The 22,831-nt window shown below is 35.1% G+C and carries 24 protein-coding genes and 1 pseudogene; 14 read left to right on the forward strand and 11 right to left on the reverse strand.

Translation table 11 applies throughout. The annotated features are described in order from the left end of the window. Positions 1 to 32: 32 nt before the first annotated feature. The 4 genes and pseudogenes from AC6EJB_RS05765 to AC6EJB_RS05780 all read right to left on the reverse strand — a co-directional run bounded on the left by AC6EJB_RS05765 (position 33) and on the right by AC6EJB_RS05780 (position 3,077). Entirely contained in the window at positions 33 to 200 is a 168-nt protein-coding gene (locus tag AC6EJB_RS05765; RefSeq protein ID WP_498492883.1) for a hypothetical protein, read from the reverse strand. Between the two features lie 591 nt (positions 201 to 791). Further along, positions 792 to 2,048, reverse strand: a complete 1,257-nt coding sequence (locus tag AC6EJB_RS05770; RefSeq protein ID WP_498492974.1) for an ABC-F family ATP-binding cassette domain-containing protein — start codon at positions 2,046 to 2,048, stop codon at positions 792 to 794. Positions 2,049 to 2,219: 171 nt separating this feature from the next. After that, positions 2,220 to 2,651, reverse strand: a pseudogene (locus AC6EJB_RS05775) (ATP-binding cassette domain-containing protein); the annotation flags it as partial. Positions 2,652 to 2,915: 264 nt separating this feature from the next. After that, complete coding sequence (locus AC6EJB_RS05780; RefSeq protein ID WP_498492884.1) at positions 2,916 to 3,077, reverse strand: hypothetical protein; 162 nt, start codon at positions 3,075 to 3,077, stop codon at positions 2,916 to 2,918. Between the two features lie 130 nt (positions 3,078 to 3,207). Here AC6EJB_RS05780 and AC6EJB_RS05785 point away from each other — a divergent pair, with 130 nt between their 5' ends. From AC6EJB_RS05785 to AC6EJB_RS05825, 9 genes are all read left to right on the forward strand, one after another. Further along, a complete protein-coding gene (locus AC6EJB_RS05785) occupies positions 3,208 to 3,573 on the forward strand; it encodes a DUF805 domain-containing protein (protein WP_498492886.1) in 366 nt (121 codons plus the stop codon). Between the two features lie 690 nt (positions 3,574 to 4,263). Further along, positions 4,264 to 4,467 (forward strand): hypothetical protein, encoded by a 204-nt coding sequence (locus AC6EJB_RS05790; RefSeq protein ID WP_498492888.1) that lies wholly within the window; start codon positions 4,264 to 4,266, stop codon positions 4,465 to 4,467. Between the two features lie 343 nt (positions 4,468 to 4,810). Then, entirely contained in the window at positions 4,811 to 5,857 is a 1,047-nt protein-coding gene (locus AC6EJB_RS05795; RefSeq protein WP_498492890.1) for an amino acid ABC transporter substrate-binding protein, read from the forward strand. 18 nt (positions 5,858 to 5,875) lie between these two features. Further along, positions 5,876 to 6,775 carry an ABC transporter permease subunit gene (locus tag AC6EJB_RS05800; protein WP_498492891.1) on the forward strand — a complete coding sequence of 300 codons (900 nt, stop codon included), beginning with the start codon at positions 5,876 to 5,878 and terminating at the stop codon, positions 6,773 to 6,775. A 3-nt stretch (positions 6,776 to 6,778) separates the two neighbouring features. Then, a complete protein-coding gene (locus tag AC6EJB_RS05805) occupies positions 6,779 to 7,813 on the forward strand; it encodes an amino acid ABC transporter permease (RefSeq protein WP_498492893.1) in 1,035 nt (344 codons plus the stop codon). A gap of 6 nt (positions 7,814 to 7,819) precedes the next feature. Beyond that, positions 7,820 to 8,566 (forward strand): amino acid ABC transporter ATP-binding protein, encoded by a 747-nt coding sequence (locus AC6EJB_RS05810; protein WP_498492895.1) that lies wholly within the window; start codon positions 7,820 to 7,822, stop codon positions 8,564 to 8,566. A gap of 339 nt (positions 8,567 to 8,905) precedes the next feature. Beyond that, positions 8,906 to 9,328 carry an alternative ribosome rescue aminoacyl-tRNA hydrolase ArfB gene (gene arfB / locus AC6EJB_RS05815; RefSeq protein WP_498492897.1) on the forward strand — a complete coding sequence of 141 codons (423 nt, stop codon included), beginning with the start codon at positions 8,906 to 8,908 and terminating at the stop codon, positions 9,326 to 9,328. Between the two features lie 590 nt (positions 9,329 to 9,918). Beyond that, positions 9,919 to 11,676, forward strand: a complete 1,758-nt coding sequence (locus AC6EJB_RS05820) for an FAD-dependent oxidoreductase (RefSeq protein ID WP_498492898.1) — start codon at positions 9,919 to 9,921, stop codon at positions 11,674 to 11,676. Between the two features lie 120 nt (positions 11,677 to 11,796). Next, a complete protein-coding gene (locus tag AC6EJB_RS05825) occupies positions 11,797 to 12,270 on the forward strand; it encodes an EVE domain-containing protein (RefSeq protein ID WP_498492975.1) in 474 nt (157 codons plus the stop codon). Position 12,271: 1 nt separating this feature from the next. Here the strand turns inward: AC6EJB_RS05825 and AC6EJB_RS05830 are convergent, their stop codons facing one another. The 3 genes from AC6EJB_RS05830 to AC6EJB_RS05840 all read right to left on the reverse strand — a co-directional run bounded on the left by AC6EJB_RS05830 (position 12,272) and on the right by AC6EJB_RS05840 (position 13,433). After that, a complete protein-coding gene (locus AC6EJB_RS05830; protein WP_498492900.1) occupies positions 12,272 to 12,535 on the reverse strand; it encodes a DUF2811 domain-containing protein in 264 nt (87 codons plus the stop codon). A 304-nt stretch (positions 12,536 to 12,839) separates the two neighbouring features. Next, positions 12,840 to 13,220: a DUF1818 family protein gene (locus AC6EJB_RS05835; RefSeq protein WP_498492902.1), complete on the reverse strand. Its 381-nt coding sequence runs from the start codon at positions 13,218 to 13,220 to the stop codon at positions 12,840 to 12,842. Further along, a complete protein-coding gene (locus AC6EJB_RS05840; RefSeq protein WP_498492976.1) occupies positions 13,221 to 13,433 on the reverse strand; it encodes a DNA-directed RNA polymerase subunit omega in 213 nt (70 codons plus the stop codon). It abuts the gene before it with no gap. Between the two features lie 167 nt (positions 13,434 to 13,600). On the opposite strand from AC6EJB_RS05840, the gene AC6EJB_RS05845 reads away from it, so the two are divergent. Beyond that, positions 13,601 to 15,226 carry an Hsp70 family protein gene (locus tag AC6EJB_RS05845; protein WP_498492903.1) on the forward strand — a complete coding sequence of 542 codons (1,626 nt, stop codon included), beginning with the start codon at positions 13,601 to 13,603 and terminating at the stop codon, positions 15,224 to 15,226. 19 nt (positions 15,227 to 15,245) lie between these two features. On the opposite strand, the gene pyrR is transcribed toward AC6EJB_RS05845, so the two are convergent. Beyond that, positions 15,246 to 15,803 carry a bifunctional pyr operon transcriptional regulator/uracil phosphoribosyltransferase PyrR gene (pyrR, locus tag AC6EJB_RS05850; RefSeq protein WP_498492904.1) on the reverse strand — a complete coding sequence of 186 codons (558 nt, stop codon included), beginning with the start codon at positions 15,801 to 15,803 and terminating at the stop codon, positions 15,246 to 15,248. Positions 15,804 to 15,964: 161 nt separating this feature from the next. Between pyrR and gpmI the strand changes: the two genes are divergently transcribed. Together gpmI and secG are read left to right on the forward strand one after the other, a co-directional pair. Continuing rightward, a complete protein-coding gene (gene gpmI / locus AC6EJB_RS05855) occupies positions 15,965 to 17,590 on the forward strand; it encodes a 2,3-bisphosphoglycerate-independent phosphoglycerate mutase (RefSeq protein WP_498492906.1) in 1,626 nt (541 codons plus the stop codon). Between the two features lie 9 nt (positions 17,591 to 17,599). Next, positions 17,600 to 17,830 (forward strand): preprotein translocase subunit SecG, encoded by a 231-nt coding sequence (secG, locus tag AC6EJB_RS05860; protein ID WP_498492908.1) that lies wholly within the window; start codon positions 17,600 to 17,602, stop codon positions 17,828 to 17,830. A 156-nt stretch (positions 17,831 to 17,986) separates the two neighbouring features. On the opposite strand, the gene groL is transcribed toward secG, so the two are convergent. Further along, a complete protein-coding gene (gene groL / locus AC6EJB_RS05865; protein WP_498492910.1) occupies positions 17,987 to 19,624 on the reverse strand; it encodes a chaperonin GroEL in 1,638 nt (545 codons plus the stop codon). A gap of 66 nt (positions 19,625 to 19,690) precedes the next feature. Further along, entirely contained in the window at positions 19,691 to 20,002 is a 312-nt protein-coding gene (groES, locus tag AC6EJB_RS05870; protein ID WP_011295315.1) for a co-chaperone GroES, read from the reverse strand. 221 nt (positions 20,003 to 20,223) lie between these two features. Here groES and atpD point away from each other — a divergent pair, with 221 nt between their 5' ends. Together atpD and atpC are read left to right on the forward strand one after the other, a co-directional pair. Next, on the forward strand, positions 20,224 to 21,690 hold the full coding sequence (atpD, locus tag AC6EJB_RS05875; protein WP_498492912.1) for a F0F1 ATP synthase subunit beta: 1,467 nt from the start codon (positions 20,224 to 20,226) through the stop codon (positions 21,688 to 21,690). A gap of 53 nt (positions 21,691 to 21,743) precedes the next feature. Further along, positions 21,744 to 22,151, forward strand: a complete 408-nt coding sequence (gene atpC / locus AC6EJB_RS05880; RefSeq protein WP_498492913.1) for an ATP synthase F1 subunit epsilon — start codon at positions 21,744 to 21,746, stop codon at positions 22,149 to 22,151. 51 nt (positions 22,152 to 22,202) lie between these two features. Here the strand turns inward: atpC and AC6EJB_RS05885 are convergent, their stop codons facing one another. Continuing rightward, positions 22,203 to 22,703, reverse strand: a complete 501-nt coding sequence (locus AC6EJB_RS05885; RefSeq protein ID WP_498492914.1) for a 30S ribosomal protein PSRP-3 — start codon at positions 22,701 to 22,703, stop codon at positions 22,203 to 22,205. Positions 22,704 to 22,831 lie beyond the last annotated feature (128 nt).

The following is a 22,831-nucleotide window of genomic DNA, read 5'->3' on the forward strand; positions in this document are numbered from 1 at the left end:
ACTTCATAATTCACCAATTAAAAACATCTTTATTAAAAAGGAAACTCAGATTTCATCCATAAGGCAGAAATAACTTTTATAAGTAACCACATAACTAAAGCGCCCTCAAGGAAGCCAAACCAATAAAGTGCGTAGTTGGATATACCCATTTCTTTTTGAGCACGTTCAACAAATGATTTATGCCATTTAATCAACTTCACAAATCATCTATGTACATAGAATTATTATAGTCAAAAGCGGCAAATAACAAATTTTTTAACGACAATAGTATCTGTTATTCTTATGAGAGATTTTTCTATGCCACAGTTCTAAGGCTAACGAAATAAAGACAAACATAATATTTCCTTGTATTAATAGCTACATAAATGAGTCATTTAAAATTAATTTAAAACATCATTCCAGTTATTCAACTAATTAAGCAAAGTTTAATAGGTATAAAAATAATTTAATCTTACTCTAAAACATGGATATTTTGAAATGAATTAAATTATTAGAGGCATGAATTATCTTGAATAATTTAATCCTCTATAAGTTAGCTTTATCTGAGGCTTTGAAGCTAAATTACAATAAACGAAGATCTTCCATTGAAATACATATTGACCATGATAGAGACTACTCAAAAGCGCTCAAGTCCCCGTCCTGTGACTTGAATCGAACAGCGGTATACATATGTAGATCCGACGATTGGTTAGCAAAAGCTACTCCTCCTTTATGTTATTTATGCTAAAAAGTTCAATGATAGCTAATTGGTGTCTTTCTTCTTTTTCTAGGCCACAAAAAAAATTATTTTGTTACTTCGCTGACTCAGACAACTCACTAAGCTCAATCCATCTATCCTCATGTTCTTGAATAGCTTCAATAAGCTCTGCTAATTGATGACTAGTTTCATTAATGTCTACATCACTATCAATTATTTTTTTTTCTAAATAAATTTTCTGTTTTTCTAGTATAGGCAGTTTCAGGTCTAGTTCTTTCAATTCCCTAGCTTCTTTAAAACTCAATTTTCTTGTTTTATTTTCAGGGTTAGATTTACTTTCTGATCCAGGCTTATTTTGCAAATTATTGATTATCTTATCTCGTTCTTTTGTTTCATCATTTCGCTCCTCTAAAATTTTTTGTTCCAGAAATCGTGAGTAATTTCCTTCGTATCTTTTTAAGCGACCATTTTCAAAATTAAAAATTTTATCAATAGTTCGGTCAAGAAAAAATCTATCATGCGATACGACTACAACACAACCTTTGAAGTCATCAAGAAAATCTTCTAGCACGCTTAGTGTTTGTATATCTAAATCATTTGTAGGTTCATCAAGCAACAATACGTTTGGTGCTTGTATGAGCATTTTACAGAGAGCAAGTCTTCTTTTTTCTCCTCCTGAAAGTTTAAGTATAGGGCTATGTTGATGACTAGGTGGGAACAAGAATTTTTCTAAAAGTTGTGATGCGGTAATTTGTTTTCCTCCATGATCAATTAGAAATGCGGCTTCCTCCACGAATTCGATAACTTTGCGGTTTAAGCCATTACCTTGATTTAAATCATTTGTATGTTGATCGAGATATCCAATATGAACGGTTTCTCCAAGTTTGATTTCCCCACTAGTAGGCAATCTTTTACCTGCAATTAGATCTAAAAGAGTCGATTTACCACTTCCATTAGGACCAATAATGCCTACTCGATCCTCTGGACTAAAGCTATAAGTGAAATCACGTAAAAGATCCAAATTTTTCTCTTTATAATTTAAAGAGAGTCCTACTCCTTCAGCTTCAATTGCGATTTTTCCAATTCTTCTACTTAATGAATTCATTTCTAATTTAGCTTTGACATGATTTTTAGGTTTCGCCTTCATTTCAGCAATCCTTTGGAGACGTGCTTTTTGTTTTGTACTTCTTGCTTTGGGACCTTGTCTTAACCAAGCTAATTCCTTTCTTAAAATACCCTGAAATTTTTTCTTTGCAGATGCCTCGGATTGTTCTTGTTCAACTTTTTGTTGAAGAAATTGACGATAATTTCCTGAATACTTGCGAACTTCACCATTATTGATTTCGACCATCCGAGTAGTAATGCGATCAAGAACATATCTATCGTGAGTTATCAAGACAAGAGCACCATCATAATGGTCTAACCAATTTTGCAGCCATTCCACTGCAGATGCATCTAGGTGATTGGTTGGTTCATCAAGAAGTAAGACGTCAGGTTTAGAAACAAGTGCAGCCGCAAGTCCCACTCTTTTGCGGTAACCACCAGAAAGATCTTTTACTGGCTTCTCTAAATCTTTTAGACCTAGTCTTCTTAGAACATCTTGACATTGTTGTTCTAAATTCCATGCCCCAGCGGCATCCATAAGTTCACTCGCATGACCAAATTTTTTCAAAAGGCCTTCATCTTCTGGACTTTGAGCAATTTCTCTACTTAGCTGACTGAAATTAAGTAATAATTTTCTTTTTTCTCCACACCCTTCAAGGACTTCTTCCAAAATACTTTTTTCACTGTTGTAACTTGTTTCTTGCCCAACTAAAGATATCCGCAAAGATGGTAAACACCTCCTTTCTCCTTCCATCAAAGGTTCTATTCCTGCAATGACTCTCAAAAGTGTTGACTTACCAGAGCCATTTGGACCAATCAAACCAAGTCTCTCTTTTTTATTTATATGAAGATCTAAATTTTTAAAAAGATTTTTTATTCCAAAGTCTGTTGAAGCATTAACAAGACTAATCAACACAGCTTACGTCCTCACATACATAACTAAAACTAACTCATAAATATTAACTCCCTTAGTCCTCATGATCTTTTTCAAAGCTTGAACATGAAATTAATCAATAAATTCTGTCATTGCTCTACAGCTAATACAGTCTATTTCAAAGTTACATCAACTACGAAATATGTATGGCTGCAAAAGCAAAAAGCATAATCAAGAAACTTAGCGAAAGAAATTGCAATACTGCTCAACCCTTGAGCTGACACTACCAGAATCTTTTAAGCCTAATAACCTTGCGGCATCACCAGCATTAATTTCGACTGCATAATATCGTCCACAAATATTTTTGGTTTCATAAATTCGATCATCAGAGTTCACTGCCATAGGAGACATAAAAGAAAAAGATAGCGCCAGGAGAAAGATACGGTTCATTATTTTATTTATGAGATAAAAAACTTTAGAGCCCTTTAAGAGTAAGATCTTACATAATTATTTATATGTATTGAGAATAACGATGAATTTTTTAGAGAGAGTTCTTTCTAATTACTTTCTGGCTTGGAGTCAGATTTTTAATTACAAAGATAAAACAAGTAGAATCCCTTTTTGGCACTTTTTTGTTTTGGATGGGTTAATAGGAGCTTTGGTTTCAATACTATCTAATAACAACTTTGCTAATAATCCAAACGATTTTTATACCATCGCTGAAGTATATGACTGGAGTTATTTGTATAGCATTCCATCTTTTTTAGTTTTTATAGCTTTATTAATCAGAAGGCTGAGAGATATAGGTAAGGAAAACCTAGTTTTATGGGCATTTTGTTCATTTATTCCTTTCTACAATCTTTATATATTTGCCCAGCCATCCTCTGAAAACAAATGAAGTATTTTAAAATTGAAAGCATTGTTTAGTTTTCTTTTAATTCTCATTTTCTACCCTTAAAAGTTCTAGGATAAGGGATATCAAGAGCGTTAAACCTTTTCAATTTTTTACTCCGCTTGTAACGCTTATAAAACAAGTCGAAAAATCTCGACACTCCTAACCAAGATAAAATACAACTTATAAATATCCTGGCGCCTTCAGTAGAAGCAAGCCAGTAGATAATAGGATCTACTATAAGATTAATACTAATTATAAGGCCAATAAACAAAGAAAAAGTAAGGCACGCTATTACTAATAAAGCTCTGATTATTTTTTTTGTGTTGGAAATTTTCATACCCAAATGCTTGAAATCGTATTAGGAGTCCATATTTTCCATTCTCAAGCAAGATAGATAGTAAAAGAATTTGAATGTAATAAAAGTTGATTCACCTTCAATATTGAATATATACAATTCACAGATCAAATAATAGAAAAGCCAAAGACAGAAATTAAGATTTGATTATAATTAAGATTAAATTTAAATCAACTACTTTTAATAGGTATGTCTATAAAAGAGCGGTTAGACGCCTACATATTAATCAGATATAGAGCTTAGGTTCATTCATCTAAATACAAAAAATACTTATAGCCAAATTTTTAAAGTTTACAAACCAATCTTAGAAGTTAATTTTGATTAGCTACTTTTAGCCAATGGAATATCATCCATCTGTCGAGGAAACGATGTCAGACCTTATGTGTCATATGATAAAAAGAACCGACTATCTCAAAAGTGAATATCAATTAGCTATTGGTCAAGAATATAGAGAATGGATTAAATGTATAAAGGATAAAGGCCTTGTGCCACAAAACATACTCTTTATAAATACATCTACTTTTGGGAAAAATGTTCAATAAAAAGAATCACGTTCTTAATAGTTAGAAAAGTTCCTAAACTTTTCCCCCTATTTACACACAAATCATTTGATAGAGATATAATCAACTATTGGATAATGAGGAGTGCATCTAATGCAGATTAATTTAAGTGAGTTAATCTTGCAGATTTCAGCTTATTCATGTACGTAAAGTCAAAAGTTCTATCTTTAAATAAAGATTTAGACTCACAAAAATAAGCTTACAAATTTATACGTGCTTTATTTTTGAGATCACAACTTTCAATGAAGAAAAAGTAAAAGATTTTCTTTAATTGCCTAGAAAACAGAAAAATCTGGCGAAAATCAATTTTAATGTTCAAAAAATTATGCGTCGATTACTATCAGGAATAGTAGGTCTAGCTGCTTTATTAGCTGGTTGTGCTACCACAAATCAAGACAATAGTTCTAGACTTAATCTAATAAAAAATCGCAATGAGCTGATTTGTGGAGTAAGTGGAAAGATTCCTGGATTTAGTTTTCTCAAAAGTGATGGTAGTTATCAAGGACTAGATGTAGATATATGTAAGGCATTTGCTGCTGCAATTATTGGAGATTCGGAAAAAATCCAATATAGACCTCTTACTGCAGCAGAAAGATTCACAGCTATTAAAACAGGGGAAATTGATCTGTTATCAAGAAATACCACTTTTACTCTCAGTAGAGATTCCGCAGGAGGTAATGGGTTAACTTTTGCACCAGTTATTTTCCATGATGGCCAGGGATTGATGGTCAAGAGAGAAAGTGGAGTTGATAGTCTTAAAGATCTTGCAAATAAATCTATATGTGTAGGTTCAGGTACAACTACTGAGCAAAATATAAATGATGCATTTGAGAGTGCATCACTGCCTTATACACCAATCAAATATCAAGATCTTAATCAAGTAGTTGCTGGCTATTTACAGGGTCGTTGTACAGCTATGACTTCTGATCGTTCCCAATTAGCAGCAGCCAGATCTGGTTTTAAGAATCCAAAAGAACATATCATTCTTGATGATGTATTAAGCAAGGAGCCACTTGCTCCAGCTTCCGATGGCCAAGATCAGAAACTAGCTGATGCCATGAGATGGGTTATTTTTTCCCTTATATCGGCAGAAGAGCAAGGTATAACAAAGTCAAATATTTATGAGAAAGTACAAATTGCAAAGAATAATCCTCAATTAAAACCTTTAAGAAGATTTCTAGGTATTGATGGAGGATTAGGAGAAAAAATTGGTCTTAGCAATGACTTTGTAGTTAAAGTAATTAGCTCAACTGGCAATTATGGAGAGATTTACGAAAGGCATTTAGGACAAAATAGCGAAGTACCTATTCCAAGAGGTCAAAATGAGTTATATAAAAAAGGAGGTGTACATATTTCACCACCATTTAACTAAAAATAATTTATTGCAGAAATGAAAATAAATCAAAAAATATTTTTGCAATTTGGAATATGTATTATCTTTTTTGGTTTGATTACGATATTAATTAATAATTTAACAATAAATCTAATAAGAACAGGTCTTGGATTTAATTTTAGCTGGCTTTTTAAACCAGCAAGTTTTGCTTTAGCGGAACATCCCCTACCTTATACCTCTTCGGATAGTTATACTTGGGCATTATTTATAGGTTGGCTCAACAGTCTTAAAGTCATTTTCTCATCATTAATATTAGCCACTCTTTTGGGAACACTTATAGGCTTTGCAAGAACAGGTAAAAACTCATTACTAGGTCTCATTTCAGCTGGTTACATAACAATAATCAGACAAACGCCTCTCTTACTTCAACTAATGTTTTGGTATTTTGTTGGGTTCTTAGGCTTAAAAGACGATATGTTTATCCAATTAAAAAATATATTTGATATTTCAAATCAAGGAGTAGAGTTTGTAGGATTAACTTTTTCCTCGGAATTTCTAGCATTATTACTTGGTCTTAGTATATTTACGAGTGCTTATATAGCAGAGGTAATCCGAGGAGGCATCCTTTCTGTTTCTCGAGGCCAATGGGAAGCATTTAGGAGCTTAGGACTTTCAGAAAGTAAAGGACTTATCCGCATAATAATTCCTCAGGCATTACCAGCAATCATTCCAGGATTGACAAGTCAATATCTTAATCTTGCTAAAAATAGTACTCTAGCAATTGCAGTTGGATATTCAGATATTTATGCAATTAATGATACTATTATCAATCAAACAGGAAGAGCTATCGAGTGTTTTATTATATTATTAGTTAGTTTCTTGTTGTTAAATTTATTAATAACTAATGCAATGGAAATCATAAATAGATTAATTTTAAAATCACAAAAGTACAGTTAATATATGTTGAAAATTAATAATAATTCAATAAAATTCTCCTTTAAGAACCTAAAGAAGACCTTATTTTCAAATTTATTCAATACTTTTATTAGTTTACTCATTATTACATTGATTAGTGTAACTTGTGTGAATACTTTTGAATGGCTCATATTTAAGGCTGATTGGAAAGTTGTAATATCAAATCTTCCTTTATATGCCTTTGGCAGTTTTCCACAAAATGAACAATGGAGACCTGCTACTTGGATTATTAGTCTTCTTTTACTCAGCATCTTTACTCTGTGCAGCCCTGAATGGAGATGGCTACGTAAAAATCTACTAATTATATGGGTAGGAACAATACCTTTAGGTCTATATTTACTTTACGGAGGGATTGGCTTATCGCCTATAATGAGTAGACATTGGGGTGGCTTAACTCTAAGTATATTTTTAACTGTTTGCAGCTCATTATTATCATTACCTTTTGGAATAGTTTTGGCGCTATGTCGACAGAGTTCATTACCGTTAATTCAAAAGCTAAGTTCAATGTATATAGATGGTATGAGAGCGATCCCTCTTATTGCAGTACTCTTCTTTGGGCAACTACTAATACCTTTATTTCTTCCAGTTGGAATAGAAATTGATCGTGTTTGGAGAGCTATCTTTGCGTTCACTCTTTTTGTTTCTGCCTACATAGCTGAAGATATTCGTGGAGGACTGCAGTCAATCCCAAACACTCAAATAGAGGCAGCCAATAGCCTGGGCCTTAACCAATACCAAATCATTCAATTCGTATTAATTCCTCAAGCTTTACGTATTGCATTACCTGCTCTCACTAATCAATCTATTGGACTTTTTCAAAATACATCTTTAATGGCTATTTTAGGATTAGTGGAGTTACTAGGTGTAGGCAGAAGTATCCTGGCTAATCCAGAATTTATTGGTCAATATATTGAGGTTTATATTTGGCTAGCATGTGTCTACTGGATAGTTTGTACAATCATGGCTGTTCTAGCAAGACATCTTGAACAAAGAATGACCATTAATCAAGCTAATTTCTGAGAATACATGGAACCTATTGTTGTCGCGAAGAATCTTACTAAGTCGTACACAAAAGGATTACGAGCTCTTGATAATGTTTCTCTTACAGTTGATCAAGGGAAAGTCTTAGTAGTCATGGGTCCCTCAGGCTCAGGGAAAAGTACTCTAATACGGACTTTTAATGGTCTTGAAACTTTTGATAAAGGAGAACTAAATATTTTAGGAATAAAAGTTGATTCCACTCATGATGAAAGGAAAATCCAAAAAATAAGAAGAAGAGTAGGGATGGTATTTCAACAATTCAATTTATTCCCTCATCTATCAATCCTTGAAAATATCACTCTCGCTCCAGTACATGTGCAAAAACGTCGTCAAATTGAAGCTGAAGAACATGGCATGTATCTCTTGAGTCAAATGGGAATAGATTCTCATGCCAGAAAGTATCCAAATCAACTTAGTGGAGGAGAACAGCAAAGAGTAGCCATTGCTAGGGCTTTGGCCTTAAAGCCTGAATTACTTTTATTCGATGAACCGACTAGCGCTCTTGATCCAGAGAGAATCAACGAAGTTCTTGATGCAATGAGAAGACTAGCTGAGCAGGGAATGACAATGATTATAGTAACGCATGAAATTAATTTTGCTAAAGAGGTAAGTGATAAAGTTTTATTTATGGATTCAGGCAAAGTAATAGAAACCTCTACTCCAAATATTTTCTTTTCTAATGCAAAGCATGAGAGAAGTAGAAAATTTCTAAATCAACTTGATAAGCACTAGTAAAGATTAGATAGGTAGGCAATAGTAGTATTTATACCTCCAACCAATCCAATACCCCTGTCAAAAACAAATATAAAAAGATCACTAATAATTCATTTTGAATATTATACTCACCCATTAACTAGAAAAATGCCTTTACAGATGTGACCATGTTTAGCCTCTCAAAGTAGCTAATTGAGAGGAGGCAACAGACAAGAACTGTTAGCATCTGATTAATTACAGGAAAAAGGATTATCAATAGGTGTTCCAAAATACGAATCAAACCTAATCCATGGAGCTAAAGTTTTAAATAAAAAGGAAAATCCCAGCCTACAAAAATGAAAAAGATAAAGTAGGAAAATGAATCTAACGATTAATTCTAAACTTAAAATACCAACTAATGAAATACAATGGAGATTCTCCAGATCATCAGGAGCAGGTGGACAAAACGTAAACAAGACTGACAGTCGAGTTGAAATTGTATTTAATGTATCTAAATCAAACACATTAACTCCATACCAGAAGCATAGAATCTCAATTCAGGATGAAATCAAACTCATCAAAGGTTGTATTTGCATAGCTGTTCAAGACAAGAGAACCCAATATCAAAATAAACAATTAGCTTTAACTAGACTTGCTAAAACTTTACGAGAACTTTTAAAGCCACCTCCAAAGAAAAGAAGGGAGACGATCCCAACGCGCTCATCTCAAAGAAAAAGGGTGGAGTCAAAGAAGAGACGAGGTGAACTAAAGAGAAATAGACAATCAAAAATAGATTATTAATAACAAAAAATAATCTACTTTATCCGAAAAAGATTTTTTCAACTTAAAGGAAAGGAACTCAAATCGACACGAAAAAGTAGATGTATAGTCTTATATATAGCCAATAATGAAACGGTTATATTTACTGCTAAAATTCTTGACAAAAATATTTGCAGTCGAATTACTATGCAGCAGTTATGCAAACTCAAAAGACCGTTTTTGCGAGAAGAGGAGGCTGCTTAGAGACGATCCCCTCGACTCTTGTTGGTGCTTGAGCCAACTATTAACAATTCTCGCCAGGCAGAGAAGCAAGCTTGCTAAAGATGATGTACGGATAGCTGAAAACGGATTTATTTCGTGCGTATTGTGCCATCTGTTTTGACTGCTTGATCTACGTTAGACTTCACTAAATAAAGAAAGTCAGTGAGTCACTAGATTCAAAGTTACTCTAACTTTACTGTAACTCTGCATTTCCTCCATAATCTATGTCTTACAAAGATACCTCGTATTGGCTAATGAAAAATGAGCCCAAGTGAAGAGATAAGGTTAAAAACAACCAATGGCTTCTATCCCAACTCAAAAAAAACTTTGAATAATTTTCAAACAATTCAATGACAAATCTTAACCATACAACTCAAATTTCAAATGTTTTGGTAATTGGCTGTGGAGGTGCAGGGTTACGAGCTGCTATTGAAGTCAAGCTCGCTGGACTCCAAGTATCAGTACTTGGAAAGCGAGCAAAGACAGATTCACATACTGTTTTGGCTGCAGGAGGAATTAATGCCGCATTTGGGAATGTCGATAAAGAAGATTCTTGGGAACGACATTTTGCAGATACTTATATCGAGGGGTATGGACTTGGGGATGCATCCCAAATTGAGATCATGGCTAAAGAGTCTCCATCACTTGTTGAAGAAATAGATCAATGGGGAGCAAATTTTGCAAAATTAAAAAATGGTCTTCTTGATCAAAGATTTTTTGGAGCACATTCGTATAGGAGGACTTGTTACTCAGGAGATTTTACAGGTTTATCAATCTTAAAAACACTTCTGAAAAAAGCAGAGTCTTTAAATATTCCAATTCATGACAACCAATACGTTACTGAGATTCTTATAAGAGATGAGATTTGCTTTGGAGCCATGTCATTCGATACAAGCACAGCTGAAAGGACAGTACATCTAGCTGATGCTGTTATTCTTTGCACCGGAGGTCATACAAAAATATGGAAACGAAGTTCTTCTAGAAAAAAAGAGAATACAGGAGACGGCTTGTACTTAAGTCTCAAAGCAGGTTGCGAATTAAGAGATATGGAAATGGTTCAATTCCACCCCTCAGGCATGCTTTTCCCAGAAGAGATTGCAGGAACATTGGTCACAGAAGCAGTTCGAGGGGAAGGAGGAAAACTTAAAAATAACAAAGGAGAACGATTCATGGTTAATTACGATAAAGAGAGAATGGAACTTTCAACTAGAGATAGAGTTGCGATAGCGAATTACACAGAAATTGCCGAAGGGAGAGGTACTCCTAACGGAGGGGTATATCTAGATATAAGTCATATGAGTAAAGATTTCATAATGCAAAAAATACCAAGCATATACAGGCAGTTTTTAGATGCACAAATGCTAGACATCTCAAAAGAGCCAATGGAAGTAGCTCCAACAGCACACTATTCGATGGGAGGAATTGTAATAAGTCCTGAAGAGCATTGCACATCAGTCAGAGGTTTATATGCCGCAGGAGAAGTAGCCGGTGGATTACATGGTGCAAATCGTCTAGGAGGTAATTCTCTTGCAGAAATTTTAATTTTCGGGAAGAGGGCTGGAATAGCTAGTATTAATTATTCAAAACAATTAAAGTCACAAGTAAGATCTGAGATTTCCATAAAAAATGCCCATGATCATATAAATAAATTCATAAATAAAGGGACAGAATTAGCAAAGCCATTACAGTATGAATTAAGTAATGTTATGTGGAAGCATTGTGGTGTGATTAAAGATCAAAACTTATTAGAGTCAGGCCTTAAAAAAATTATAGACATCAAAAATATTATTGAAGACGTTGATGTGAGAATTGACTATCAAAGTTGTGATGATCTTGTTCAAGTCTTTGATTTAGAAGCATCTGTAATTTCTGCTGAAGCCACAATTCTATCTTCTTTAACTAGACAAGAAAGTAGAGGTTCGCATCAAAGGAGTGACTATAAGGAATTAAATACTGATAATAAATGCAATTATCACGTCAAGTTGAACAAGCAGACTTTTGATTTAGAAATTTCACAACGACATATTTCTCCATTAAGAAAGGATCTTCAAAATATTATTGACCAAACAAGCAAAGTCATTAATCTCAAAAATAAATTACTTGAATAGTCGTATCTAATCTATTGGTAAATACTAGTAAAAACCTTTTTTAAATAGAATAAAGAGATAGGGGTGAAAATGTTAAGCCATCCACACACCATCCACACATTGCAATATCGCGGAGATCCAATGGCACAAAAGGAAATCAACTACTGGCTAATGAAAAGTGAGCCAGATGCTTACAGTATTAAAGATTTAAAACGTGAAGAAGAAACTCTCTGGGATGGGATTCGAAATTATCAAGCTAGAAACTTTATGAGATCAATGAAAAAAGGTGACCAAGCCTTCTTTTATCATTCAAATACTAAACCACCTGGAATAGTTGGTCTAATGGAAATTATTGAAACAAATTTAATTGACCCATATCAGTTCGATAAAAGTTCAAAGTACTTTGATAAAAAATCAAACAAAGAAAATCCTCGGTGGGATTGTGTAAAAACTAAATTTATCTGTGAATTTAAAAATATGATTACATTAAAAGAGTTATCAGATCTTTATAGCTCAGAAGAGTTAACTGTAGTTCGCAAAGGAAATAGATTATCAATAATGCCAATCAAAAAAAATATCGCCATGGATCTCCTTAAAAAGCTCAATAAAAATTAAATTAAAAAGAATGAGATTCAAACATATTTCCAATATAAAGACGCGTAATCAATCTAGAACTTACACCATTTTGAATTAAGAATCCTGCAAGTGCAGCTTGCAAAAGTCTATATTGGTCCCAATTAGGATGCTTCTCAATATAAAGATTCATGGCTTGTTGAATAGCCTTAGGTATTTTAGTTTGAAAACTGATTACATCCTCGGAATCCAAAGCCCCTTCTCTTTTGCACGAAAATCTTTCTTCAGTCAAATTAATGCTTTTCATTTTAATGCTTTCAAAAAAATTAAATCTGTAAGCAAAATACTCTCAAAATCAAAAAATCATAAACCCTTTCTCGAGCCGTCTCATTGTCAGATCAAGCACTGAACAGCATTTTTCTAGACAGCATAAGTATTACTTATCAAATGTATTCAAAATTATTTATTTTAGAAATCAATCATATTTTAAATGAGTCTTTTCCACAATTATCAATAAGCGCTTCATCGATCTAATCAACCCTGTGGAAAAGTTGTTAGTTAAATCAAGCTGATATTGGGGAAAAAATTGAAAACCTTTTAATTAAGTTCTCTCACAAATAGCCGCAATCCCACATTGTTCTCATGGCTTTAGTAACGTCAGCTGTCACATTTCTAGGCCAAAACACCTCGGCTCCTCTAGTTATGGAGTCACTAGTATTTAGGATCAATTTAAGGTTCCATCCATATTTATCACCTTTCAAAATTGCCAACCAAGGGCTACGTCCTAATTCCAAGGTTATATCCTCATCGCCCATTAATTGTTCTTTAACATCTTGGTATTGATCAGATAAATCAATAACTAAATTAACTAAAATTTGCCATTCTAATTGGTTCAACTCAATAGCCCAAGAATCACCCCCAATAAGTGTAGAAAAGTTTTCTCTTGTTGAATCTCTAATTATTCTCCAACCATTACCTTCTTTTTTTAACACCTAACCAGGCAAAAGATCAGGCTGATCTTGTTCATCGCTAAGTTCAATTATGGCTCTTTGTACTGGCTTTACTGTTGATTCTTCTAAAAGTCCATCAAAGTCATCAAATCTTCTTTGCTTTGCTCTAAAAGCAATGCGCACCGTAGTCAGGTAACGATTAGTGGAGTGTCTTACAAGACTCTCACCTCTTTTTGCTAAATCCTTGGAATTAATCCCTGAACCTGATTTAATCACACTAAATACCTTCTTGTTAATTTATTCTAGAAGAGAATCGTTCAATTCCACATTTTTAGGCAAACAAAAACAGTGATGTAAGTTTTTTTAAGAATCATCTCCTACTAAAAAATCTTGCGGCACAAGCCAATCAATTCTTTGGATATATGGATAATAAAACTGAACAATTAGAAAATATCGAGCGGACTCAAGTCGATATCAAAGATTTTGGAACATTAGCTATTGATTTAGGAAGTTCAACAACTGTTGTAGTTTTTCAAAAAGAGAATAGGCAATCGCCTGAACTTCTTGATTTGCCACCCATTAGTCGTTCTCCAGGAGAGATCCCAAGCTTAATTTGGCAGCCGTCAGAAAATAAAGAAGAATTTTTAATAGGACAAGAAATCGTAGAATCAAACGTTATAAGTGACAACGAAGAGAATAAACTAAGCCAAGATTTCAAAAGATGGATCGGGTCTCCAATTATTGACCCAATATATACTTCAAGAATTAGTCCAGAAAAAGCAGGTGAAATATTAATTCAGAACATTTGGGAAAAAGTCTCATTAAAAGTCAATATAAAAAGACTAGTTCTAACTGCGCCTGTAGATACTTACAGAGAATATAGAAAATGGTTAGTTAAAATTTGCGAATCACTGAAAGTTAAAGAAATTGCACTAGTTGATGAACCTACTGCAGCTGCTATGGGAGCAGGAATAGAGCCTGGATCAACATTGCTTGTTATGGATTTTGGAGGAAGCACTATTGATATGTCAATTGTTGCGTTAGAGGGAGGAGAAGGACAAGCATCGCCAATTGCTCAACTTGTCAGGTTTAATGGAACTAATTTAGAAGGGAAAAGTTCGCAAGTTCTTCGCACAGCGAAGGTTCTAGGAAAATCTGGACTACGATTAGGGGGTAAAGATATTGACAGGTGGATATCTCATCATTTATTACCAGAAGAAAACCCAACAAATCTAATCTTAAGTAAGGCAGAAGAGCTCAAATGTGAATTAAGTAATATAAATATAAAGGAGACAGTTGTTATCACTAAACAAATAAAAAATAATCAGAATAAAGAAAAGTTTTTAAAGTTATCTAAAAAAGGACTTGAAGAATTACTTATAGAAAAAGGACTTTTAAAAAGTATTGAAATTCTTTTCAACACCACAATAAATAATGCAAAGCGAAATTCTTTTAAATTGGAGGATCTCGATAGTGTTGTTTTAGTTGGTGGAGGATCACAAATACCATTGATTAAAAAATTTATCACTAGTCTTTGTAATTCTGTCCCTTTCATCACTCCTCCCCCAGTTGAAGCTATTGCAATAGGGGCTTTAAAGCTTACTCCGGGTGTAGAGGTAAAAGATGTATTAAATAAAGGTATCAGTCTAAAATGTTGGAATAAAAAAAATGAAAAACATATATGGCACCCTCTATTTTTCCCAGGACAAACATGGCCAACAAGTAAACCTTTAGAAATAATCTTATCTGCTAGTGTAAATAATCAATTATCTATAGATTTAATCATAGGTGAACCTGAAGAAAAGGGTTCTAATGAAATTATTTATATTAATGGTTTACCTACAATAAAAGAAATTGAATTTAATGAAAGAATTACTAAATTAGACAATAAAATAATTTCAATTTCATTAAGCCCCCCAGGAGAGATTGGAGAAGATTGTATTAAATTGAGATTTAAAATTAATAATCTATGTGAAATAGAAGTAGAAGGAATTGATTTAAGAAATAATAAGATAATAACTCTTAAAAATCTTGGTCCAATTAGATAATTATCTAAATAATTTTAAATCAATCTTTCAATTTCTTGCATAAAAATATACCTTCCTCATCATCCACTTCCCTCAATCTAAGATCAATAATTTCATCTTTACTCGTTGGGACAACACGACCACAGAAATCTGGCTGAATCGGAACCTCCCTATGGCCTCTATCTACCATCGCAACCAGCATGACTCTTTTTGCTCTACCCCAAGAATGAAGGGCTTCTAAAGCTGCTTTAACAGTCCTTCCTGTATAGATAACATCATCAATTAAAACAACTTCCCTATTATCAACAGTAGAAGGTAAATCAGTTACTTGTCCTATTCGAGTACCAACTCTTGATAGATCATCTCTATAAAAAGTAGGATCTAAGCAACCATTTTCCACTGGTTGTCCTGACAATTCTTCTAAGTAAACTGCTAATAATTTAGAAAGATAAACACCTCTGGTTGGTATCCCAATAAGCAATAGCGAACTTGTATTTGGAACCTTTTCCAAAATTTGAGAAGCCAATCTTTTTATGGTTCTATCAAGTTCTTTTTCTGAGAGAATTTCAATCTCTTTTTTTATGGTTTCATCTGACATATTTTAAAATCCTAAAAATTTAATTTTTTCTTAGGAATAACTGAAATACTTTTTTAATCTAATAGGGAAAAGCTAACCAAACATCAAAGAATTAGCCTCTTTACCTATTAGGAAGTAATTTAATACGAAAGAAAACCATTAACAGGATTCAATTTCTTTGAATGTCAAGCAGTAACACCGCTGTTTCAACGACCAAAGGGAAAGTAGCACCAGTTGTACTGGCGATACTTGATGGCTGGGGTCATACAGAAGAAAGTAAAAACAATGCTGTTAAACAAGCTTCTACCCCTGTAATAGATGCCTTATGGCATGCATATCCCCATACTCTCATTGAAGCAAGCGGTGCAGATGTTGGACTGCCAGACAATCAAATGGGTAACTCTGAAGTTGGACATCTAACTATCGGAGCAGGAAGGATAATTCAACAAGAATTGGTTCGCATATCTAATACTGTTAAAGAAAACAAATTAATTAAGAATACGCCTCTGAATGAATTTTCAAAAACCTTAAAAAACAACGGAGGTACTCTTCACCTCATGGGGCTTTGTTCTGATGGAGGAGTTCATAGCCACATAAATCATTTGTGCGGACTGCTGGAATGGGCTTCTGAAAAAAACCTATCAAAAGTTTCATTACACCTATTCACTGATGGAAGAGATACCTCCGCGAAAAGTGCCTCAAAATATATTCAGAAAATAAAAACCACAATCAAATCAACTGGAATTGGAGAGATTGCTTCAATTTGCGGAAGGTACTGGGCTATGGATCGAGATAATCGGTGGGAGAGGACGGCAAAAGCTTATGAATTACTTACAAACCCAAACTTTGTAGTTAGCAATTTATCAGCAGAGGAAAGTTTAAACAAAAGCTATGAAAAAGGCATTACAGATGAATTTATTGAACCCGTGAGGCTCTCCTCTTCTTTTTTAAAAGATGGAGATGGTGTTGTTTTTTTTAATTTCCGACCTGATAGAGCTAGACAACTAGTAAAGGCAATTAAACTAAAAGATTTTGATTGCTTTGAAAGAAAAAACAAATTAGATATTGAGGTGCTAACTTTTACACAATATGAATCAGGTCTTCCAGTATCAGTCGCTTTCCCTCCTGAACCTCTTAATGATTTATTGGGTGAAGTAGTTTCTAATCATGGATTAAATCAATATCGAACAGCTGAAACTGAAAAATATCCACATGTCACTTATTTTTTAAATGGTGGTATTGAAAAACCTTTAAAAGGAGAGGTAAGACATCTTGTTCCTTCACCAAGAGTAGCAACATATGATCTACAACCTGAGATGTCAGCAGACGAGCTAACCAGAAGTTGTATCAATGCAATTGATAGTGGAATTTACTCTTTGGTTGTAATTAATTTTGCTAATCCAGATATGGTCGGACATTCTGGAATAATGGAAGCAGCTATTAAAGCTAATGAAAAAGTTGATAGTTGCGTTGGAAAATTATTAAATTCAATTGGGAAACTTGGGGGATCTCTGCTAATAACAGCTGATCATGGCAATTCTGAGATGATGATTGGCCCAGATGGCCAACCATGGACTGCTCACACAACAAATCCTGTTCCAGTTATTCTTGTAGAAGGAGAAAAGCGTAAGTTAAGAGGATATGGCAATGATATTAAACTAAGAGAAAGCGGAGGTGGATTATCTGATTTAGCTCCTACTCTTTTACAACTGCTAAATTTACCAAAACCAAAGGCGATGACAGGATCAACTCTTATTGAACCCATTAACTTGCCTAAAAAACCTAATCTCATTCCTCAACCCGCATAATAAAGAAAAATGATCATTCCACTTTTATCTTGGGCATGGGCAATTTCAGGAGTTTTTCTAATTCTTTTAGTACTTCTTCATAGCCCAAAAGGAGATGGAATGGGTGGATTAGCTTCAAGTGGAAGTTCTATGTTCACAAGTGCTAGTAGTGCTGAATCAACTTTAAATAGAGCAACTTGGTTATGTCTAATCTTATTTTTATCTTTGGCAATTATTCTTAGTGCAGAGTGGTTAAAATAAAAAATTTTATTCTATTTTCAATTTTTTTCTAAGTCCAAAAAATATAAATTTTATATCTAGTAAAAGTAAGAAAATTTTTATTAATTACAAAAAAAGGAGAGAAAGCATAAAAGCAATCTCTCCAATATTGACGAGTAGAGATAAAGATCCAACTAATCAATAATCAAAATCACCACCCATTCCGCCAGACCCACCAGCAGGAGAAGAGTCTTTCTTCTCAGGTAAATCTGCCACTATGCATTCGGTTGTCAGTACCATTCCTGCAATTGAAGCAGCATTTTGAAGACCTGAGCGAGTTACCTTTGCAGGATCTACAATTCCAGCGGAAAGCATATCTACGTATTCTCCAGTTGCAGCATTGTAACCATCATTGACCGGCTTAGATTTAACATTCTCAGCAACCACTGCTCCATTGGCTCCAGCATTCTCGGCTATTCTCATTAGAGGGGAAGTTAGAGCAGCTTCTACAATATTTGCTCCAATCAGCTCTTCACCTGAGAGATTAGCGGAAGACCAATCACCCAATGCTGGAGCTAAATGGGCAAGTGTAGTGCCGCCTCCAGGTACAATCCCCTCTTCAACAGCAGCTTTGGTGGCATTGATTGCATCTTCCAGACGAAGTTTCTTATCCTTCATCTCTGTCTCAGTGGCTGCTCCCACCTTTACAACTGCCACACCACCGGATAACTTTGCCAATCTTTCTTGAAGCTTTTCTTTGTCGTAAGTTGAGTCAGTCTCATCCATCTGCTTCTTAATCTGTTCACATCTGGCATTTACTGCTACCTCATTGCCTTCAGCAACTATTGTCGAAGTGTCTTTATTGATGGTTACTCTTCTTGAAGTTCCAAGCATGTCAAGCGTGGCATTTTCCAGCTTCAAACCTGCGTCTTCAGTAATGAGTTGACCATTTGTCAAAACAGCCATATCTTCAAGCATCGCTTTTCTGCGATCTCCAAAACCAGGAGCTTTAACCGCTGCAACGTTTAAAACACCCCTAAGCCTATTAACGACCAAAGTTGCTAAAGCTTCTTTTTCTATATCTTCAGCAATTATTAGAAGAGGTTTACCGGTTTTAGCAACTTGCTCTAAAACAGGAACAAGGTCTTGAACTAGCCCAATTTTTTTATCAGTCAATAAGATGTAAGGCTCATCCAATACTGCTTCCATTCTTTCGGTATCAGTAGCAAAGTAAGGAGAAATATATCCCTTGTCAAAACGCATTCCTTCAGTGACCTCTAGTTCGGTGGTCATTGACTTGCCTTCTTCTAAAGAGATTACGCCCTCTTTCCCAACTTTATCCATGGCATCTGCAATCATTTTGCCAACTTCATCATCATTACCAGCAGCAATGGTTCCGCACTGGGCTATTGCATTACTGTCGCTTATAGGCTTGGAATGATCTTTAATTTTTTCAACTAAAAATTCAGTTGCTTTATCAATTCCTTTTTTCAAAGTGATTGCATTCGCACCTGCAGCTACGTTTTTCAAACCAGCTTTAACCATTGCATGAGCTAGAACAGTCGCAGTGGTTGTTCCATCCCCTGCCGCATCGTTTGTTTTTGAGGCCGCTTGACGAATCAATGCAACGCCAGTGTTCTCAATGTGATCTTCAAGTTCTATTTCCTTAGCAATAGTTACACCATCATTAATTATTTGAGGTGCACCGAACTTTTTCTCTAGAACAACATTTCGACCTTTAGGTCCTAGAGTTACTGCGACTGATTCAGCCAAAATGTCAATACCACGCTCGAGTGCACGGCGGGCTTGCTCGTTGTAAATGATGCGCTTGGCCATAAGAGGCGAATTCCTTAAATTCTAAAAGTTTTTTTTGGTTTGGACTGCAGCTAAAAAAGCTGAGTTTTAGTTAACGACAGCAAGAATGTCTTTCTCGGATAAAAGAACATATTCATCACTGCCAAGTTTGATATCAGTACCTGCGTACTTACTGTAGAGAACTTTGTCTCCGACACTTACCTCAGGAGATTGACGGGAACCATCCTCATTCCTTTTGCCAGGGCCAACCTGTGCAACTTCACCTACTTGAGGTTTTTCTTTGGCTGTGTCGGGAAGCAATATGCCTCCTGCAGTCTTCTCTTCTGATTCAGAAACTTTTACAAATACACGATCTCCAAGTGGCTTAACAGTGGAGACGCTGAGTGATACAGCTGCCATAAATTAATGCAGGAGAAAAAAAACAAAAGCGCTTAGCGCCACTCGATAAAGAGTATTACTCAATACCAACGATATTAATTTATGCGTCTAAGTACGCTGAAGACCACATTTATTCTGTGCGGTTGACCGAACACTGAAAAAAAATGCCTGTGGAGTGGTAGTCTTAGCCGCTGATAAGAGTATGCGCATCAGAGCATGCTCACAAAGTTTCTAGTTATCTTATGGCCGCTTCTGCTACCGCTACTGTTGGAACCAAAGGTATTGTCCGACAAGTAATTGGTCCAGTATTAGATGTTGAATTTCCTGCTGGCAAACTTCCCTCAATTCTTAATGCATTAAGAATTGAAGGAAAGAATCCTGCAGGGCAAGATGTCGCACTTACAGCTGAAGTTCAACAATTGCTTGGTGATCATCGGGTTAGAGCCGTTGCAATGAGCGGAACCGATGGATTAGTTAGAGGGATGGACGCTTTAGATACAGGGGCCCCAATTTCAGTACCTGTTGGAGAAGCAACACTTGGAAGAATATTTAATGTTCTTGGAGAGCCTGTAGATGAGCAAGGCGATCTTAAAAACGTAACCACTTCACCAATTCATCGCTCCGCACCAAGCCTTACAGACTTGGAAACAAAACCAAAAGTATTTGAGACCGGTATAAAAGTTATTGATTTACTTGCTCCATACCGTCAAGGTGGAAAAGTCGGGTTATTTGGAGGAGCAGGAGTAGGAAAAACAGTCCTAATTCAAGAGCTTATTAATAATATTGCAAAAGAACATGGAGGAGTATCAGTATTTGGTGGTGTTGGAGAAAGGACCAGAGAAGGTAATGACTTATATGAAGAATTCAAAGAGTCTGGTGTTATCAACTCAGAAGATCTAACAAAGTCAAAAGTTGCTTTGTGCTTTGGTCAAATGAATGAGCCTCCAGGAGCAAGAATGAGAGTTGGCCTATCAGCTCTAACAATGGCTGAGCATTTTCGTGATGTAAATAAACAAGATGTTCTTTTATTCATTGATAATATTTTCAGATTTGTTCAGGCTGGTTCAGAAGTATCTGCATTATTAGGCAGAATGCCATCAGCTGTTGGGTATCAACCAACATTAGGAACAGATGTAGGAGAACTTCAAGAAAGAATCACTTCAACGCTCGAAGGATCAATAACCTCAATTCAGGCTGTTTATGTACCTGCTGACGACCTAACTGACCCTGCACCTGCTACGACTTTTGCTCATTTAGATGCTACTACAGTTCTAGCAAGGGCTCTCGCAGCTAAAGGGATTTATCCTGCTGTTGATCCACTTGATTCAACTAGTACAATGCTTCAGCCTTCTGTTGTAGGTGATGAGCATTACCGCACAGCCAGATCAGTTCAATCAACACTTCAAAGATATAAAGAATTGCAAGATATAATTGCAATTTTGGGATTAGACGAATTATCAGAAGAAGATAGAAAGACAGTTGATCGTGCACGTAAAATAGAGAAGTTCTTATCTCAGCCTTTCTTTGTAGCTGAAATTTTCACAGGGATGTCAGGCAAATATGTAAAATTAGAAGATACAATCAAAGGCTTCAATATGATTCTTGCTGGTGAACTTGACCACTTACCTGAGCAAGCTTTCTATCTTGTTGGAAGCATTGATGAAGTTAAAGCTAAAGCAGAAAAGATAGAAGCTGAAGCAAAATCTTAAATGTTTTGTTTCTAATAAATTACCTTCTCTAAACGTTTTCTAAATCCTTAAAAATGCCTTTAACTCTCCGAGTGCTTGCTCCTGATCAAAGCGTATTTGATGATACAGCTGATGAAATAATACTTCCAAGCACCACAGGGCTATTGGGAGTTTTACCGGGTCACATTTCAATGGTTACTGCTATTGATTTTGGTGTTTTAAGGATTTTTAAAAACGGCAATTGGGACTCAATTGCCTTAACTGGAGGTTTTGCAGAAGTTGAATCTAATGAAGTTACAGTTTTAGTAAACAAAGCTGAAATGGGTAAAAATATTGATTCTGTCAAAGCTGAAGCTGAATTAGAACAAGCAAAAAATTTACTGGGCCGTGCTGATGATCAAAAAAATACTACTGAGAAAATAAAAGCACAAGAAAATTTGAATAAAGCAAAAGCTTGGTTTCAAGCATCAAAATCAAATTAAATATTAGACCAATATGAAAAAACTTTGAGCGATAAATTCGCCCAAGGATTTTTATGCTGTGCCGCAAAAGGTTACATCTGGGAATTTAACTTTAGCTTGTTCTAAAGTTTTTCCTTTCCCTTCTTCCTGCCAGTAATTAATAACCTCAGTCGCTTTATTTAGAACTTCAACTCTTTCATTGTCTGTAATCCAACTTTTTTCTTCTAATTGAGTTTTTAATGTTTCCCATGCATCTTCCCTTGGCCAAAAGAAATAAGCGGTAAGTGGACTAGGCCCGCCTCCAACAATTTGATCTACTGCCAACGCAACATTATCTGGCAACCAAAGAATCTTCAGCAAAAATCTTCCTTCGTCGGCCTTAGGTGTATGTCCAGAAGGGACTCCATCTGCGTCAATGGTTGCTGTTGCCAATGCTGCAGCCCCGCCTAAAGCACTTGGTCGTCCTGACTTCGTTTCATCGGCATCTACTTTTCCTTGATTTTCAGACAGTGTGCCTTCCTCAGTACTTGTTACATCTTCTTGAACAGTACCAGCCTCTTCAGAAACCATCATTGCTAAGTTTTCAACTATCTAACAAATACCTAACTTAACAGGAATCAGGACCCATTTGAATTACTAAAGGGAGAATTCAGAAGGTTTTCTACTATTTGATAATGAAGAGATTATTCAAGGAGAACAAT

The sequence above is a fragment of the Prochlorococcus sp. G4PB17 genome (genome assembly GCF_059772445.1).